At 24.9% G+C, this 18,781-nt stretch carries 17 protein-coding genes and 1 tRNA gene; all 18 read right to left on the bottom strand.

What is annotated here, in order from left to right; translation table 4 throughout:
- Window positions 1-6 precede the first annotated feature (6 nt).
- Window positions 7-2,487, bottom strand: coding sequence for an endopeptidase La (lon, locus tag KQ877_RS00405; protein WP_216535682.1), 2,481 nt, complete (start codon window positions 2,485-2,487; stop codon window positions 7-9).
- 97 nt (window positions 2,488-2,584) lie between these two features.
- On the bottom strand, window positions 2,585-3,208 hold the full coding sequence (upp, locus tag KQ877_RS00410; protein WP_216488949.1) for a uracil phosphoribosyltransferase: 624 nt from the start codon (window positions 3,206-3,208) through the stop codon (window positions 2,585-2,587).
- 2 nt (window positions 3,209-3,210) lie between these two features.
- Entirely contained in the window at window positions 3,211-3,861 is a 651-nt protein-coding gene (gene deoC, locus KQ877_RS00415) for a deoxyribose-phosphate aldolase (protein WP_216535683.1), read from the bottom strand.
- An 8-nt stretch (window positions 3,862-3,869) separates the two neighbouring features.
- Window positions 3,870-5,165: a thymidine phosphorylase gene (locus KQ877_RS00420; protein ID WP_216535684.1), complete on the bottom strand. Its 1,296-nt coding sequence runs from the start codon at window positions 5,163-5,165 to the stop codon at window positions 3,870-3,872.
- On the bottom strand, window positions 5,165-5,878 hold the full coding sequence (deoD, locus tag KQ877_RS00425; protein WP_216488943.1) for a purine-nucleoside phosphorylase: 714 nt from the start codon (window positions 5,876-5,878) through the stop codon (window positions 5,165-5,167). Before deoD ends, KQ877_RS00420 begins: the two co-directional genes overlap by 1 nt.
- A gap of 112 nt (window positions 5,879-5,990) precedes the next feature.
- Window positions 5,991-6,066, bottom strand: a tRNA-His gene (locus tag KQ877_RS00430).
- A 45-nt stretch (window positions 6,067-6,111) separates the two neighbouring features.
- Window positions 6,112-6,831 (bottom strand): 16S rRNA (cytidine(1402)-2'-O)-methyltransferase, encoded by a 720-nt coding sequence (rsmI, locus tag KQ877_RS00435; RefSeq protein ID WP_216535685.1) that lies wholly within the window; start codon window positions 6,829-6,831, stop codon window positions 6,112-6,114.
- Window positions 6,824-7,708, bottom strand: a complete 885-nt coding sequence (locus KQ877_RS00440; RefSeq protein ID WP_216535686.1) for a hypothetical protein — start codon at window positions 7,706-7,708, stop codon at window positions 6,824-6,826. Before KQ877_RS00440 ends, rsmI begins: the two co-directional genes overlap by 8 nt.
- A 2-nt stretch (window positions 7,709-7,710) precedes the next feature.
- Window positions 7,711-8,346, bottom strand: a complete 636-nt coding sequence (gene tmk / locus KQ877_RS00445) for a dTMP kinase (RefSeq protein WP_281412493.1) — start codon at window positions 8,344-8,346, stop codon at window positions 7,711-7,713.
- A gap of 8 nt (window positions 8,347-8,354) precedes the next feature.
- A complete protein-coding gene (locus KQ877_RS00450) occupies window positions 8,355-8,939 on the bottom strand; it encodes a toprim domain-containing protein (RefSeq protein WP_216535687.1) in 585 nt (194 codons plus the stop codon).
- Entirely contained in the window at window positions 8,940-9,233 is a 294-nt protein-coding gene (locus KQ877_RS00455) for a YbaB/EbfC family nucleoid-associated protein (protein WP_216488935.1), read from the bottom strand.
- Window positions 9,234-9,242: 9 nt separating this feature from the next.
- Window positions 9,243-11,423 (bottom strand): DNA polymerase III subunit gamma/tau, encoded by a 2,181-nt coding sequence (gene dnaX, locus KQ877_RS00460; RefSeq protein ID WP_216535688.1) that lies wholly within the window; start codon window positions 11,421-11,423, stop codon window positions 9,243-9,245.
- Between the two features lie 80 nt (window positions 11,424-11,503).
- Window positions 11,504-12,511, bottom strand: a complete 1,008-nt coding sequence (gene gap, locus KQ877_RS00465; protein ID WP_216488931.1) for a type I glyceraldehyde-3-phosphate dehydrogenase — start codon at window positions 12,509-12,511, stop codon at window positions 11,504-11,506.
- A gap of 57 nt (window positions 12,512-12,568) precedes the next feature.
- Window positions 12,569-13,456 (bottom strand): hypothetical protein, encoded by an 888-nt coding sequence (locus KQ877_RS00470; RefSeq protein WP_216535689.1) that lies wholly within the window; start codon window positions 13,454-13,456, stop codon window positions 12,569-12,571.
- Between the two features lie 14 nt (window positions 13,457-13,470).
- Window positions 13,471-14,322 (bottom strand): DnaD domain protein, encoded by an 852-nt coding sequence (locus KQ877_RS00475; protein ID WP_216488927.1) that lies wholly within the window; start codon window positions 14,320-14,322, stop codon window positions 13,471-13,473.
- A 57-nt stretch (window positions 14,323-14,379) separates the two neighbouring features.
- On the bottom strand, window positions 14,380-14,931 hold the full coding sequence (gene coaE, locus KQ877_RS00480) for a dephospho-CoA kinase (protein ID WP_216535690.1): 552 nt from the start codon (window positions 14,929-14,931) through the stop codon (window positions 14,380-14,382).
- A complete protein-coding gene (locus tag KQ877_RS00485) occupies window positions 14,932-15,810 on the bottom strand; it encodes a 5'-3' exonuclease (protein ID WP_216488924.1) in 879 nt (292 codons plus the stop codon).
- On the bottom strand, window positions 15,810-18,770 hold the full coding sequence (gene dnaE / locus KQ877_RS03515; RefSeq protein ID WP_216535691.1) for a DNA polymerase III subunit alpha: 2,961 nt from the start codon (window positions 18,768-18,770) through the stop codon (window positions 15,810-15,812). Before dnaE ends, KQ877_RS00485 begins: the two co-directional genes overlap by 1 nt.
- Window positions 18,771-18,781 lie beyond the last annotated feature (11 nt).

The raw sequence follows: 18,781 nt of genomic DNA on the forward strand, positions 1-18,781 counted from the left end.
TTTATATTATTTTTTAAATAAACGATTATAGATTTGTGTATATTCTGAAACTGGTACAAATTCAATTTGTCTTTTAACTTCTTCAGGAACATCTACTAAATTCTTTTCATTGTTTTTAGGAATAAATATTGTTTTTATTCCAAACTTAGAAGCTGCTAGTGATTTTTCTTTTAAACCACCGATTGGTAGAACTTTACCTCTTAAAGTAATTTCTCCTGTCATTGCAACAGTTGGTGAAACTGGTTTTTTAGAAAGAGCACTAATTATTGCTGTTGTAAATGTTACTCCAGCACTTGGACCATCTTTTGGAACTGCTCCTTCTGGAACGTGAATATGAATTGTATTATTTTCAAAATCAAAATCAATATCAAATTCCTCTGCATGAGATCTTACATAATTTAAGGCAATTTGTGCTGATTCTTGCATAACTTCTTTTAAAGAACCTGTTAATTTTAATCCTTCTTTTCCTGCGAAAGTACTTACTTCAATTGCAAGTGTAGAACCACCATAACTTGTTCAAGCTAATCCATTTACTGAACCTATTTGATCTTCTTTTTCATTTTCTGCATCTTCAAATTTTATAGGTCCTAGGAAATTAGTTACTTCCTCTAGGGTAATATTAAATTCATCTTCAACTTCTTTACTTAATAGTTTAACAACTATTTTTCTTGCGATTTTATCTAAAATTCTACTTAATTCACGAACTCCTGATTCACGTGTGTAATATTTTATAATGTAATTTAAAATATCATCTGTAATTTTAAATTGATTTTTGGTTAGTGAATTAAATTCTAATACTTTAGGGATTAAGTGTTTTTTTGCAATTTGTAATTTTTCAATTGAAGTATATGAACTTAATTCAATCATTTCAACCCTATCAACAAGGGCTTCAGGGATATTTTCAAAATAGTTTGCAGTTGCTATAAATAATACTTTTGATAAGTCATATTCTATTTCTAAATAATGATCTTGGAAATTAACGTTTTGTTCGGGATCTAAAACTTCTAATAAAGCAGAAGTAGGATCACCACGATAATCAGCTGACATTTTATCTATTTCATCTAATAGAACAACCGGATTTGAAACACCTGCTTTTTTAATAGCATTAATAATTTTTCCAGGCATAGCACCTACATAGGTACGACGATGTCCTCTAATTTCACTTTCATCTTTAACTCCACCTAAAGATACCTTAATATAAGGTCTTTCAAGCGCTTTAGCTATTGAACGAACTAATGTTGTTTTTCCAACACCTGGAGGCCCTATTAATGTTAAAATTGGCATAGGTTGAGTTGATTCATTAACTAAACTTCCTTCCTTACTTACAAATAGTGTTTTATCAATAAAAAATTTATCAGTATCAGGTAATTTAATTAAATCATTTTTATGAGATTTTTGTAATTTATTGTGTGTTAAAACAGCAATAAATTCTAAAATTCTTTCTTTTGGGTCTTTTAAACCATAATGATGTTCATCTAGAATTTTTTTTGCATTTACTAAATCTAAGTTTTCTGAAGCCACTTTTCTTCAAGGTAAAACTTGTAATAAATCAACATAATTTTTTGAAATATTAGCTTCAGGACTTGCAGGCATCATATTTTTTGTTTTTGATTTTTCTTTTTCAATTGCTTTTATAACTACTTCTGGAAATTGTTGTTTTAGTTCTGCATTAGAAACTGATTCTTCATAATTTGTTTCAGTTTCTTCATCTCCTAATGATTTTTGAATAATTCTTAATCTTTCACGCAATAGAAATTCTTTTTGTTGTTCTTCTAATTCACCTCTTAATGTGCTATCAATTTCATTATCAATTAATTGTAATTTAAATTGAATCAAAATATATTCAAGAAGTTTTTCGGATTTTAAAACAAAATCATTTTCTTGAAATACTTTGTATTTTTCAGTAGTTTTTAATTTTTGCGCTTGGATTATTGTTAATAAAATTGATTTAGCTCCTGCTTCGTCTAAAGTTTGTACTGTGCTTGTTAATTGCTTTGCGATTTCATTAATATCAATTTGTCTTGATGAAGAATAATCATTTGTTGAATATGCTCCTTTTGAAAATACATCAGCAATTTTATTTAGCATTTCTTTAAGCATATCTAAATTAGAAACATATTCATTAACTTCTTCAACTTCTACATTTCCATCTTCGATTATATCTTCTTCAGTTTCTGAAACATTTAAAGGCAATATATTTTTTAATAAAACTTTCTTTAAACCTTTGAAAACAACAATTTTATTATTTGAATTCGTTTTATTTTGTGCTTTTACTTCTACTATTTCAGCAATAACTCCATATTCATAAAAATTTTCTAAAGTTTTTGTTGTTGGTGTGTGTTTTTTTAATGTCGTAATAACAATTTTTTCATTATTTTTTATAGCATAATCTAATATTTTTAAACTATCTATTTTTCCAATGGTGATTTCTAATAAATCATCTACCATTAAAACTTTATCTTTGATACCGATTATAGGATGTTTCATGTTATTTCCTTTCATTTTCATTATTACAAATTATAGCAAATTTTTAGCACTCTAACTAAAAAAGTGCTAAAAAATAAAAAAGAGTGATTAACTCTCTTTATTTTGTACCAAATAATCTATCACCAGCATCACCTAATCCTGGGACAATGTAATTATTTTCATTTAAATAATCATCCTTTGTTGCTAAATAAATATCAACATCTGGAAAAGCTTGTTGAATTCTTTCAACTCCCTTATCCACACCTACTAAACACACTAATTTTATATTAGTAAATCCTTCTTGTTTTAACCTGTTTATAGCATCGTATGCACTAACGCCTGTTGCCAACATAGGATCAACTACTAAAACGTATGAATCTTTTGAAACATTTGGAACTTTATAAAAGTAATCAATTGCTTCAAAAGTTTTTTCATCACGGTAAATTCCTATATGTCCAACTCTTGCCTGGGGAACTAAATCTAAAATTCCCTGAACCATACCTAGACCTGCTCTTAAAATAGGGACAATAACAATTTCTTTATCTAAAAAATATCCTGTTGTTTCTTCACCTATTGGTGTTTTTATTGTTGCTTGTCGAGGTTTATAATCTCTTAAAACCTCAAAAACCATTAATGATGCTATTTCATTTAAATTTTTTCTAAATACATCGTGAGAAGTATCTTTATTTCTCATTGTTGTTAATTTTGTTTTTATAAGTGGGTGATTAAATATTTCTACCATGGTTAGTTTCTCTTTTCTTCAAAAATTGCAACTGATTTACTCATTCCAAATCTATTTGCGCCAAGTTCTGCCATTTTTTGCATATCTTCGTATGATTTAATTCCTCCGGCAGCTTTTATTAAAAGCTTGTCTTGGGCAATTTTTTTCATGATCTGGATATCTTCAAAGTTGGCACCACGATAACTAAAACCTGTTGATGTTTTAATGAAATCAGCACCTGATTGTAATACTATTTCTGTAGCTTTTTCAATCTCTCAATTTGTTAATAATGCAGTTTCAACAATAACTTTTAAGACATTATTTCCACACGCTTCTTTAATTGCTTTAATTTCATTTAAAACATAATCATATTGACCATCTTTAAAACGACCAATGTTAATTACCATATCAATTTCTTTTGCTCCATGATTCAAAGCTAGTTTTGTTTCAAAAACTTTTGCTTGTGTACTCATAGCCCCTAATGGAAATCCAACTACTGTACAAATTAGTGTATTTGAATCTTTTAATTTTTCAAATGCATATTTAATTCAACTTGGATTTATACAAATGCTTCAAAAATTATATTTTTTAGCTTCATCTATTAATTTGTCAATCTCTTTTTGTGTTGCTTCTGGTTTTAATAAAGTATGATCTACCATTCTGTTATATTCCATATTTTCTCCTACTGAATTTTTTTAAGTATAATTGGACTTTCAATTTGATTGTCATTTATTTGTCAAAAATCTTTTAAGTCATCAATTATATCTTGCGGAATCGGATTTGATGAATATAAAGTGAATAAAACTTCTCCATCAATAACTTTTTCATTTGTTAGTTTATTTAAATAAATTCCAGCTTCATTATCAATTTTATCTTCTTTGGTTTTTCTTCCTGCACCTAATTTCATAGCAGCGATTCCAAATTCAAGTGAACTTAAAATTTCTAAATAACCTGATTTATGAGCAATAATTTCTTTTTTGTATTTTGGTGCGTATCAATTTTTATCAAAGATTTCATCAATATTTCCACCTTGTGATTTAATTCAATCTTTGAATTTTTCAAAAGCTTTACCATTTTCAATAACTTCATCAATTAATTTTTTTGCTTCTGCTAAAGTTTTTGCTTTATTTGTTTCTAATAATAAACTTGTTGCAGATGAATAAATTAATTCCTTAAATTGCTCAGGTCCATTTCCTTTTAAAGTATCAACAGCTTCTAAAATTTCATTTTTATTACCAATAGCTCTTCCTAGTGGTTGTTGCATATTTGTAATTTCAACTAAAACTTTTCTACCTAGGTTTTTTCCAATATTAACCATTTGGTTTGCTAGTTCAGTAGCTTCTTCTATATTTTTCATAAAAGCACCTGAACCACATTTAACATCTAATAAAATCACATTAGAACCAGTTGCAAGTTTTTTAGACATAATACTTGAAGCTATTAAAGGGATTGATTGAACTGTTGCAGTTACATCTCTTAATGCATAAATTAATTTATCAGCAGGTACTAATTCTTTATCTTGTCCTACTAAAGCTAAACCATGTTCTTTAACTGTTTGTTTAAATTCTTCATCTGTTAATGAAATTTTAAAACCACTAATTGTTTCTAATTTATCAATAGTACCACCGGTGTGACCTAATCCACGTCCTGACATTTTTGCCATTGTTAAACCTAAAGAAGCGAGTAACGGAGCTAAAACTATACTAGTTTTATCTCCAACACCACCAGTTGAATGCTTATCAACTACTATGGTATTTAAAAAATCTCAATTTAGAACTTTCCCACTATTCATCATAGCTTCTGTTAAATAAGAAATTTCTTTATCAGTCATTGATTTTAGTCTAATGGCCATTAATAAACTAGCCATTTGATAATCAGGAATATTTTTATTTACATAATTTGTAATAATAAAATTTATTTGTTCTTGATTTAATTCTTTTCCGTTAGCTTTTAAATCAATTAAATCTATCATTCTCATTATTGATAATCCTTAGCGACTGATAAAGCTAATTCCATCATTTTATTAAATGATTTTTCTCTTTCATCACTTGTGGTGTATTCATTTGTTACTAAATTATCAGAAATGGTTAAAAGACATGCAGCTTTTTTATTTAGTTTTTGTGCTATTGTGAATAATCCATAACTTTCCATTTCAACACAAGCAGCATTATTACTTCTTGATTTTCTTGTTTCAACATTTTCGTCGGTATAAAAAGCATCTTCTGAATGAATATGTAAAGTTTTTAAATCAATGTTTAATTCTTTTGAACTATTTTCAATTTGTGAATTTAGTATTTCATTAGGAAAAGCCGTATGTTCTTCTGGAAGACTAAAAGCTTTTCTAAAACTTATATTTTCTCCATAACAGCTAGAAGCTAATACTAAATCATAAAGCGCTAAATCCTTTTCATATGATCCAGCAGAACCGACTCTAACAATAGCTTCCACTCCATAGAAATTATATAATTCATAAGCATAAATTCCAATTGAAGGAATTCCCATTCCTGATGCACACACACTTACTTTGTTACCTTTGTAATCTCCTGTGTACATAAATACGTTTCTTACATTTGAAACTAATTTTACATTTGTTAAGTAATTTTCAGCAATATATTTTGCTCTTAATGGATCTCCTGGCATAAGAACATATTTTGCTATTTCATTATCTTTTGCATTTATATGTGGTGTCATTTTTACTCCTTTAGTTTTATTAATATGTTTAAATTTTACCACAACACATATTGTTTTTAATAAATTAAAAACAGCTAAGAAAAATAAAAAAATAAAAAATTTATAAAAAAAATGGGGCGGAGGACGGGAATCGAACCCGCGTATGCTGGAGCCACAACCCAGAGCGTTAACCACTTCGCCACCTCCGCCAAGTAGTTTTTATATTATAGCATATATTTTTTAAATGTTATAAATTATTTATTTATTTTCGAAAATTTTTCATATTTATTTACTTTTAAATGTTTGGGTTTTTGAATATTAAAAACAATGACAAATTCACCTTTTGTATTGTTATTTATTTGATTTATTACTTCTTTTGCAGTCCCTGAATAAAAAGTTTCAAATTTTTTTGTCATTTCTTTAATTAAAAATATTTTACATTCTTGATCTTTAAAAACTTTATCAAAATCTTCTAAAGATCTAAGTAATTTATGTGGTGAAATGTAAGCGACATAAACGCCATAGCCTAATTTTTTTAATTGATTGATTCTTTGTTCACTTTTATCTTTTAAAAAACCTAAAAAACTAAATTGACTAGAAAAATTTGCTTTTATTACTGCGTGAATAAGCGCAGTTGGACCACTTATTACTTCAACATCTATATCATTTTCATAACAGTGTTTAATAATTTCAAAACCAGGATCACTTATAACAGGCATTCCAGCATCCGAAATCAAAGCAATTGATTTATTTTCATTTTTAATTAAATTAATTGTTTTTTTTGCCATGATTTCTTCATTGAAATTATGATATGACATAAGCGGTTTTTTGATTTCATAAAAATCAAGTAATATTTTTGAATTTCTAGTATCTTCACACAAAATAATATCAACATTTTTTAATGTTTCAATTGCTCTATATGTAATATCTTTTAAATTACCAATCGGTGTTCCTACAATGTAAAATTTATTCATATAAACTCCTTAATTCTAAAATAAAAGCTGATTTTTGAATTTTAAAATTATAAGTACTATTGGTAATTACATTTTGATATTTATTTATTAAATTCAAAATTTTTTCAGTATTTTTTGTTGTTTTATTAATTATTAATTTATCAATTTTATTTAGGTTAATGTTGTTTTGTAAAAAATAAATATTTTTAAAAACATAGCTTAAAAAGTTTAAAATTAAAAAACTGTTTTCAAAATTCATTTTAGTGATTAAGATATCAAAAAAATTCAAGTTTTCTTGATTAATTGCTTTTAAAATGTCTTGTAAAATGTTGTCATTTTCTAATGAATAAAATGTACTAAAAATATCAATATCATTTGTAAGAATTTGATAAAAATTAACAAAAGGAGTGTTTAAATTTTTTAAATAATTTTCCAATTCTTGTGTATTTTCATCAATTAAATCAATAACTGTGCTTCTTGAAAGTATTGTTTTTAAAACAGCACCTTTATTATTTGTTGTAATTAAAACAAAAATATTACTAGATAAAGTTTCTAGATATTTTAATAATGCATTAATTGCCTGTGTTGATCCGTTTTCAATGCTTTTTATAATTAATATATTTTTAATGGCTTTATTCATTGTAAAAAAAGTTTCGTTAATGGAATTTAAAATTTCATCTTTATTTAATGAATGAATATCACCTAGAATTTGAATATTAATTTGTTTTTGTAATTGTTCAAAATCACTAAATTGTGAATTTTGTAACTTATTTATGTAATACAAAATATATTTATCGATTTTAAAGTTTTTAGATGATGAAAAAATAACTGATTGAAATGGTTTATTTTGTTTTATTGAATTATCTATTAATTTATAAACATAGTTATTATCTTTCATATTTATAAAACTTTCTTTTTAAAAATTTCTAAGACATCATTTAAAACTTCTTCAATTGGTTTTGAAGCATCCACAATTTCAAAAATTTCTGGTTCATAATCGATTAACCTTTTATAACCGTCATGTAATTTTTTATAATATTCTAAATCACTTGTTTCCATGCGATCTAAAACAAGACGGTTCTGTGTAATTCGTTGTAAGGAAATTTCTGGTTTTAAGTCAAAGAAAATAATTAAATCTGGTTTTGTGTAATCAGTGGCAATCATATTAATTTCACGAACTTGTTCAATACCAACATTTCCTAAAACGCCTTGGTAAATTAAAGAAGAGTGATAATATCTGTCACTAATTACGATTTTATTATTTTCTAATGCAGGTCAAATCGCTTTTTCTAAATTGATTCTTCTGCTTGCTGCAAATAAAAGAGCTTCGACAGCTGAACTGAATGTATTATTGTTATCCAAAATAAAATTTCTTATTTTTTCAGCTTCATCACTTTTTGAACTTCCTGGTTCACGAGTAAAAACAAAATTATTTATTATGTTTTCCTCAACAAATTTTTGTTTTAATTTACTTATTATTGTAGTTTTACCACTACCATCCATACCTTCAAAAGTTATAAATCTTGCTCTTTTCATAATATCTCCTAAACTTCTGTTTTGTTTTTAAGTGATTGAATTAAAGTAATTGGGTCAATATAATCAACACTAGCTCCAACAGGAATACCTGTACTTAATTGATATATTTTTTTTGTTTTATCTTTTACTAGCGTTTTTAAATATTGCATTGTCATTTGCCCTTCTAAATTACTAGGTAATGCCAATATAATTTCATTCGCGCTTTCAGTTGACGCTAAAAATAATTCAATATTTTTTTGATCAATAGAAATTTTTTTAACGGGATTAATTAATTTTTCAATAACAAAGTATTTTCCATTAAAAAAATCAAGATCTTCAAATTTTTGAATATCTTCTGCCTTTAGAACAACTAACAATTTATTTGCGTTTTTTCTTTGTAAACAGATAGTACAAATATCTTTTTTATCAAAATTATTACAAATAATGCACTTTTTGTGTGTTTGTTTAAAAGTTTTTAAGATATTTGTTAAATCATCAATGTATGTTTGATCAGAAAATAAAATAAAATAAATAATTTTTTCTGCTTGTTTTGCGGTTATTCCTGGTATTTGTTTTAAAAGTTTTAAAAGTTCTTTATATGATTCGTCTTTCATTTAAAAAGGCAGATTTCCTTGTGGTAATGATTGACTCAATTCTTCGTAAGCTTTATCAATAGTTTCCATCGCATCATTAAATGCAACTACTATTAAATCTTCTAATGTTTCAGGATCATCTGGATCAATTAATGCTTCATTTATTTTTACAGATTTTAATTTTCTTGATCCTAAAATTGTTAATGTTATTCCCATTTTTTCAACTACAAATTCTTTTTTTGCAATTTCTTTTTCTTTTAGTTCCATTTCGCTTTGCATTTTTTTTGCTTGTTTTAACATTTCTTGTATATTCATTGTTTTCTCCTATTTTGTTATTTTTAATTTATCTCCAAATGTTTCTTTTAATTTATCTATACTTTGTTTTGATTGGAAATTTGTTGGATTTTTCATATTGCATGTCATAGGCACTATTTTTCTTTGTGAAATTTCCACTCTATTTTCTCTTCAATACTGACTGGCTTTTTCTAATTTATTTCTATTAACTACAAAAATACAAATTTCTTTAGAAAAAACTGATTTTATATATTCATGGAATTGAAATTCTTCTAAATATTGTAAGTATGCATTAATGATACTTTGATAATCTGCTAAGAAAATAATGAATTTTTCTGCAGCAAGTATTAATTTTATGTTTGAAAATAATTTTTTATAGTTATCATATGCAGGATTTTTATCAGTATCTAGACTTTTTAAAATATTACTTTTATAAATAACAGATCAATTTGTTGGATTTGATTCATGTTTTTCTTTTTGACTTATTAACATCATATTAATAATGTCATCAACTTCTATTTCTTTTGGTTTTTTTGTTGTTTGAATGAAGTTAGAATTGTTTTCATAATCATCATTTGAATCAAAAATATCAGATGCGACAATTTCTTCTTCATCTTCTTCTTGATTTAAAATACTATCTTGAACTATTTCTTGTTCGCTTGTTAAATCATTTTGAATAACTGCAAATTCTTGGGTATTATGTAAAATTGAATTAATTTTTTGATTAGTTGATTGTTTTTCAATAATGGTATCATTTACTATGTCATCAATAGGTAAAAATTTATTAATGTCTTTTGCATATGAATTTCGAGAATTTTGGTTATTTTGTTTAATGTTATCTGCATATGCGGTATTTGAATTTAAGTCATTAATTTCATTATCTTTTTCTACTGTTTTGTAAATATTTTCATTATTATTTTCAAAATTTTGCTGATCGTTTAATGAATTATCTTCTAAACCAGTTCAGTCCTCTTCTATGCTTTGTTGATTATTTTCAATTTCTAATAAATCTTCATTTGAATCTTTGGGTGCTGAAAATTCTTGAAAATCATCATTAATTGACATTTGATTTTCTTTAATTTCAGTAGTAATTTGATTTTGAAAATCAGTGGTTTCAATATTGGTGTTTTTATGAATATCTCCATAAAGTTTAATTAATGATATTTCAAACTGTTGTTTTGGTGTATCAGAATATTTTATATCTTTAAGAAGTTGAATGAAGTGATCTAAAATTAAATAAGAGTTTGATAAATTTAATTTTAAATTTTTAATTTCTAGTTCCTGAGAATTAATTAATAATTCTGGATCATTTGTTTGTTTGTATATAATAAAATCTTTTAATATATCTAATAAGTGAATAATTAAACGTTCAGTATCTATTCCATTGTCAAAAATATTTTCATTATATTTTAGTGTTTCATTTAATGAATTAAAAGAAATTAAATTTAGCAATTCAATTATCGTTTCATTTGATGTCAAGCTAAAAATTATTTCAACATCTTTTTTTGTCACTTTTTTTTCACCACTAAAAATAGATACTTGATCTGCCATAGTTAATGCATCTCTCATCGCTCCATTACTTAGTGTAGCTAGTAATTTAAGAGCATCTTCTTCGAATTCAATATTTTCTTTTTCATAAACATACTTAAGTTGTTCAATAATAAATTTATTTTCAATTTTTCTGAAATTAAATCTTTGAACACGACTTAAAACAGTCATCGGGATTTTTTGAGGATCGGTGGTTGCTAATATGAAAATAACATGTAGTGGTGGTTCTTCAATAGTTTTTAAAAGTGCATTTCATGCTGATTTTGATAGCATATGTACTTCATCAATAATATAAATTTTATATTTTGAACTAGTAGGAAGATTTTTAATTTTTTCTTTTAAGTTTCTAATATCATCTATACCAGTGTTTGAAGCTGCATCAATTTCAATTATATCTAAACTATTATCAACATTTTTTATACACTTTTCACACGCTTCAAATGAATTTTCTTCATTATGTGAACAATTTAAAGTAGAGGCAAAAATTTTAGCTATTGATGTTTTACCCGTCCCTCTTGGCCCACTAAATAAATAAGCATGAGATACTTTGTTATTTAAAATAATATTTTTTAATGTTTTTACAATATGTTCTTGACCTTTTACTTCATTAAAATTTCTTGGTCTATATTGTCTATATAAAGCTTTATAAGTATTATTAGTCAATTTTACTCCTTAATAACTTATTTTAATTTTACCACATAAAAAATATAAAAAAGAGATATAAATATCTCTTTAAAATATATTTATTTTAATTCTAAAACGTGTTTTAAAACTCTTACATATTGGCTTACAAAACTTTGTTCATTGTCGTATCAACCAAAAACTTTATATAATTTTTTGCCATCAACTTCAATAACACTTGTTAAAAGCGAATCAAATCATGCACCATGTGAACCGATAATATCGCTAGATACTATAGGTTCATCAGTAAAAATAAGTGATTCTGAAGCGTTTTGTTTCATTAATTCATTAATCTCTTTAACAGTAGGTTCTTTTTCAAGTTCTAAAGTTAAATCAACAATTGAACCAGTAACAGTTGGAACTCTTAAAGCAATTCCGTCCATAACTCCTGCTAATTCAGGAATTACCAATCCTATAGCTTTTGCTGCTCCTGTTGTTGTAGGAACTATATTCATAGCAGCTGCTCTTGCTCTACGTAAATCTCTATGAGGTCCATCTTGAAGATTTTGATCAGCTGTATATGCATGAACTGTTGTCATAAAACCTTTTTTAATTTTATATTCTTTATTTAAAATATTTGCAATAGGAGCTAAACAGTTTGTTGTACATGAGGCAGTACTGATAATTTTATCTTCATTTGTTAGTATATTTTCATTAACTGAATATACTATTGTTTTAACGTTATTTGAACCTTTTGAAGGAGCTGTAATAATTACTTTTTTTGCTCCTGCTTCAATATGTAATGAAGCACCTTCTTCGGTTGTAAAGCGTCCTGTCGCTTCAACAACCACGTCAACATCTAGTGATTTTCATGGGAGATTTTTTGGATCCTTTTCACTAAATATAGGAATTATTTTTTCATCAACTATAATATTATTTTCACTAAAAGTTACATCGTGATTAAATTTTCTATGTGCAGTGTCGTATTTTAATAAGTGAGCTAATGTTTGAGAATTTGTCAAGTCATTAATGGCTACTATTTCTATATCTTTTTCTTCAAAAATATCTCTAAATACTAATCTTCCGATTCTTCCGAAACCATTAATTGCTATTTTTTTTGTTTTTTGCATATTTGTCCTTTCTTACAAACTATCACTATAATGATTTTAATTTAAAAATTTCAAAAATTATTTTTTTAATGTATCAAAATTTTCGTTTATTAATTTTACTAAAATATTTTTTAAATTTTTAAAAGTTTTTTCGTCAAAATTATTTGTATTACTAATTAACTGTGTTGATTTTTTTTCTATATCAACAAAACTAAAAATATATGTCATTTTTTGCATTTGAGTTCTAGACATTAAAATATTCATAATATATTCTTGAAAAAACCAAAGAGGTTTATTAATCAAGCCTAAACCTGTATAAAATAGATAATCTACATCTTTTAAAAGTGGAAGAATAGAATCTTTGATCTTGTATCCTTGAATGCTTAAAAAATTATACAAATCATTTAAATCTAAAAAAGCAACAGTTTTATTTTGTGATGCTATTAAAAAAGCTAAATATTTTAATGAATAATTCACATTAATTAAATCATCATTTACAATAAATAAACTTTTAGTAGCCTTAAGTTTTAAATGATCATTTATTAATTTTTTTATATCTCCATATTCTTTAAATGTTTCTATTGTTTTTTTAAGCGCTTCTGTTTTTTTAGTTTTGCTATTTCAAAAATTATCAATATCTTTTTCAATGTTTGTTATGTTTGAAAATCAAAAATTGTCTAAAATTTTTTGTTTTTTAAATCATGGTTGATTACTAAAATCTAAATCTAAAAATCCATAACTATTTACCACTAATTCTCAATCAGGTTTTTTTTGATATTTTTTTAAATAACTATAATATTTATATAATAAATTCATTCCTTCTTTAACTTGTTCATCATTAAGATTAAGTTTAGCGATAATTTCTTTGATTTCATCATTATTAAGCATTTCTTCTTGTATTTTGCTTAATTTTACTTTAGGAGTATTTAAATTTATTTTAATTTCTTTTATTGATACATTACTCATTTGAATTCCGTTCATTAATATAAATTATTGATATTTTGTTTATTTTTTGAATAGTTTTTTATTTCTAAAGTGATTTCTAATTCCTTTTTAATATCATTTGTTAACATAATGTTTTTTGTTGCGTAGTCACGAGCAATAGTTTCAACATAATTTACAACAATTTGATTGTTAACTTTCAATGAAAAATCAATAAATAAGTTAATTTGTTCATCTAAAAAACCTAAATTAACTAAGTTTTCAATCATCTTTTTATGGTATATAGTTGGCTCTTGATTTGTTTTTTGTTTTATAAATTGTTCAGGAGTTAAAATATTACCAAAATTTGTATTTGCATTAATATTTTTAGATTTTTCTATTTCAGTATGTAATTTATCGAAGTTTAAATTTATATTATCCTTTAATTCAAATAAATCAGTATATTTTTTTGAAGTGTTAATATATTCGTCTTTATTTAAAGTAAATAACTGTTGTGCAAAAAATATTTTTTCATATTTTTTTTCACCAATTAATTTAAAAAGTTGTTTAGCTAAAACTGATTTTTGATATTGTTCAATTGTTAGTGGTTTATTTAAAGAAATGATCATGTTTTGAAATAAGGGAGATTCAAAACATCTTATTAAACCCACGGCTTCTAATTTATCTTTTGCATCAGTTAGGATTTCTATATTACAATTTAAATAATTTAAAACTTCATCCAATGAAAACTCATATCTAGGATTTTGAGTTAAATTAAATTCATCTAATAAATAATGATAAAGCGCAACTGATTCCATACCTATAATAGGTGTGTATAAAATACGAATATTTTCTAAGTCTGTTTGACTAATGTATTGATTTTTTTCAATATAAAAATTATTGTACTGCATACAACACCTCAAATCTAAATTATTAATTTCGAATTTTTCGTTCTTGATAATCTAATTTTAAATGCTTGAAAAATAAATTTTGAAGAATTTTTTAAAAAAATTTCTAGATAGAACTTTATAACAATAAATATTTACAATTTTAGGATCAAAAAAGTGCTTATTTATAGTATCAATTACAATTTTATTCTTGTTATTTACATTTCGTTTTTGTAAGTTTTTTACTCTTCTTTTTTCCGGAATCTCAATGCGAATAACTTTTGAAAAAAAACGGCTGAAATTAGCATTTTTTTTGTATAAAATTGGGATTTCTACGAAATCATAAAAATTATTTTCCAAATGATTTTCAATTAAGGGAAAAATTAATGATTCAATTTCGTTAATAAACTCAGGTTGTAAAAAAAGTCTATCCACAAGTGCTTTTTTATCAACTTCAACATCATTTACAAAATTTTCACCAAGATTATTTTTTATTAATTTATAACCTTCACTTCCATTTTGATAGAGTTTTTTTACTAGATTATCAACAATTAAAACATGATAGCCTTGATGCTGTAAAAAATTTAAAAATGTTGATTTACCTACACCACTTTTTCCAATTATCGCTATCATTTAAATTACCTCTAATTTTTTTAAATTTTGAGTTATTTTAACAAGTTCTAATTCTTGCAATCTATTTTGAGCATTTTCTGATATTTTTACATTTAAAAATGAGTTTAAAATGTTTTTATCTTCAAAAGGTACATCATATCTCAGTTGTGCTAAATATTTATCTCTTTTTAGATCATTTTGATATTCTAAAAATTTTTTTTGAATATTTTTATCTAGTGACTGTATATTTACATAAATATTTTCTACATTATGATATTTGTCTAATAATTTAATTGCAGTTTTTGGTCCAATTCCTTTTACACCTTTAAAATTATCAGAACTATCACCAACTATTGATTTATAGTCTACAACTTGTCAAGGATAAAAATTATAAATTTCAAAAAAGTTATCATTTGTTATTTCAATTAACTCCCTATTTTTGGGTTTTAAAATTTTTACATTGATATCAATTAGTTGATTTAAATCTTGGTCGGCTGAATAGATTAATATTTCTGTATTTTCTTTTAATTGAGAAGTTATTGTTGCAACTATGTCATCAGCTTCAAATCCGTTTTGTTCAAAACTCTTGAAATTAAGTTCTGGTAAAAGATCCTTTATAATCAAAAGTTGAGTATAAAAATCTTCAGGTGCTTTTTGTCTTTGTTGTTTATATTCTGGGTATTCTTCGTGTCTGAAGGTTTTTGCTCTTGCATCAAAGCAAAAGAAAACTTGATCTGGTGAATATTCTTTTAATAATTTAAAAACTGTATTAAAAAAACCAACAATAGCATTTGTTTTAATACCTGTTGTTGTTTCTAACTTTAATTTTGAATATAATGTTCCATAATAACTTTTAAATACTAAATATGTTCCATCAATAATAATTACTCTTTTTTTCATTACATTTCCTTTCAACCTTTAATTTGTCAACTTAAATCTTGTTTTTTAAGAATATCAACATAAATAATTTTACCGACGTGCTCTTTAATTGGTGAATTATTTCAAATAAACACTTGAATTGAGGCGCTACTATCAAATAAATTTACAATGGTAAAAGGCTTATTATTTTTAGTGGTTTTTACAATTGCATCTTTTATATAAACTGCAATTTTATGTTGGGTACCAGGGTGAATATCAATTAATCTTATATCTGATTCAAATTGCTTTGTAAGAGAAGAATTATAAACATTACCTAAATATAATATTTCATTTTTTGATTCAAATTCATAATCATAATTATAGTGAATTGGTTTAACATTTCAGTTAATTTGTTCTCAATTAATCATCTTTGTTTTTGTATTATATCCATTAAATAATTCTAATTTAAATGCGGTAGAATTTTCTAAACTATTTAATATTGAAACTTGATTTTCAAATTCCCTAAATATGCTAGCTTTTGTTAATGTTTTAAGAGTGCTTTCTCCAATTGAAGCAGCTCTTAATCTTAAAAATGTTTCTAAAATGTTTTTAAAAACACCATTTTTATTTCTTTCGCTTACAATATTTTCTGCCCCAACTTTACCAAAACCTTTGATCATTGTTAAAGGTAAATAAATTTTTTTATTTTTTATAATAGATTTTAATTCTGAATCATTAATTGTTGGACTTACTACAGAAATGCCTAATTCTTGTGCTTCGAAAATATATTTATTTAAATCTTCATAACTATTAATAGAAGAAGAGATAATTGCATTATAAAATTCTAGTGGAAAATGGGTTTTTAAATAAGCCATACGATATGTAATTAGTGAATAACTAACTGCATGAGATTTATTAAAACCATAAGCAGCAAAACTTTCGATATTATCAAAAATATTTTCAGCTAATTGTCTATCATAATTATTTTCAACGGCTTTTTTAATAAAAATATCTTTAAAACTTAAAAATTCTTCAACTTTTTTCTTACTAATTGCTCTTCTTAATAAATCAGCTTCAGCATAATCCATATTACTTATTTTTTGAACAATTTCTAAAACTTGTTCTTGGTAAATCATTATTCCATACGTTTTTTCTAAAACCTTATCAAAAATTTTTTCTACTTTTGGAATTTCTTCTTTTTGATTTTTTCTATTTGCATATGATTTAATATGTTGCATAGGACCTGGTCTAAACAAACTAATAATCGCTGCAATATCATTAAAATCTGTTACTTTTACTTTCATTAATGTATTACGCATTCCTGGACTTTCTAGTTGAAAAATACCCGCAGTTTTACCACCTGAAAGTAACGTAAAAGTTGCTTTGTCATTTAAAGGTATATCGTCAATATCAAAATTGGGATTTTGTTTTTTAATTTCTAATAAAATATCATTAATAATAGAAAGTGTTTTAAGTCCTAAAATATCGATTTTTAAAAGTCCAAAAGTCTCTAAATAATCCATGGTTATTTCGGTTTGCAAGTAATCGTTTGCAAACATAATTGGCGATTTTTTAATAATTTTTTGATCAGAAATAACAATTCCAGCTGCATGAGTTCCAGTTTGACGATAAAAACCTTGAATTTTACATGCTTCATTAAAAGCGTTTTTTAAATCATTTTCACCTGTTTCTGGATTTTTATATTTATTTAATTCATCACGAAATGCATATTCTTGTTCGTAAATTTCTTCTAATCTTAAATTGTTAGGAATTTTTTTTGCTAAATGATCAATTACTGGAATAGGAACATTGAAACTTCGTGCACTATCACGCATAGATGATTTTGAACCTAATGTTGAAAAAGTAATAATTGATGATACATTTTCTTTTCCGTATTTTGAAATTAAATAATTTATTAAATCTTGCCTTCTGTCGTCTTGAACATCAATATCTATATCTGGTAAACTAATTCTTTTAGGATTTAAAAATCTTTCAAATAATAAATTGTATTCAATTGGATCGATTTGGGTAATACCTAATAAATAACTAATTAAAGATCCCGCCGCTGATCCACGACCCGGCCCTATTGAAATATGATTTGCCTTAGCTCATTTAATAAAATCTCAAATAATTAAAAAATAATCTTCAAAACCTAATTGTTTAATAATTTTTAATTCGTATGTTAATCTTTGCTTATATTCATCTAAGTTAATTTTTTTTATTTTGTTTTTTGCACTTTCAATTACTAATTTTTTTAAAAATTCAAAACTTGAAATATTTTCTGAATTTTTATAAACCGGCATTTTAAATTTAGAAATAGGTACTTCAATTGCAAGAGATTTAGCTAAATTATTTGTAAATTCAATAAGTTTTTGAATTCTTAAATCATCGGTTTCTATGTTAGCAACTAAAATATCAATAAAACGTTTTGTTTTGTTTTGTGTTTTTATTCATTCCAGTGTTTCAAGTGTTTGATTATCAAAATGATCAAAAATTCTTCCTTCATTAACATAAAGAAACTTTTGATCATTTATTGTATTTAAATCGATTTTTAATTTTTCAATAATTTGTAAGTTTATTGCAATATATGTGTCTATTTCAGTATATTTACACTTAGTTTGTGCAAATAAACCCAATGTAGGATGATCGATAAAAATTAAATTTTGAAATTGTCTTAAATATGTTTGTGAAACTAATTCATTTTGTGATTGATAAAAATTTAGCTCAAATAATTCTTTTAATCCTGATAAATTTTTAGCAATAACTATTAGTTCAGATTCCGTTGCTTCTTGAGTAGTTTTTATTTGGATTCCGTAAATAGTTTTAATATTATTTTCTTTAGCTTTTATACAAAATTGAGCAAATGAAAACATATTTTTGTTCTCTGTTATTGCAAGATACTCAAGTTCATTATCTTTTGCTCATTTTATAAGAGAATCAAGTTCAATAGTTGATTCAAGTAAAGAAAATACTGTGTTTACATGTAAATTAATTAGTTTCATTTTTAGCCTCT

Source organism: Mycoplasma zalophi (assembly GCF_018914005.1).
GTDB lineage: Bacteria > Bacillota_I > Bacilli_A > Mycoplasmatales > Metamycoplasmataceae > Metamycoplasma > Metamycoplasma zalophi_A.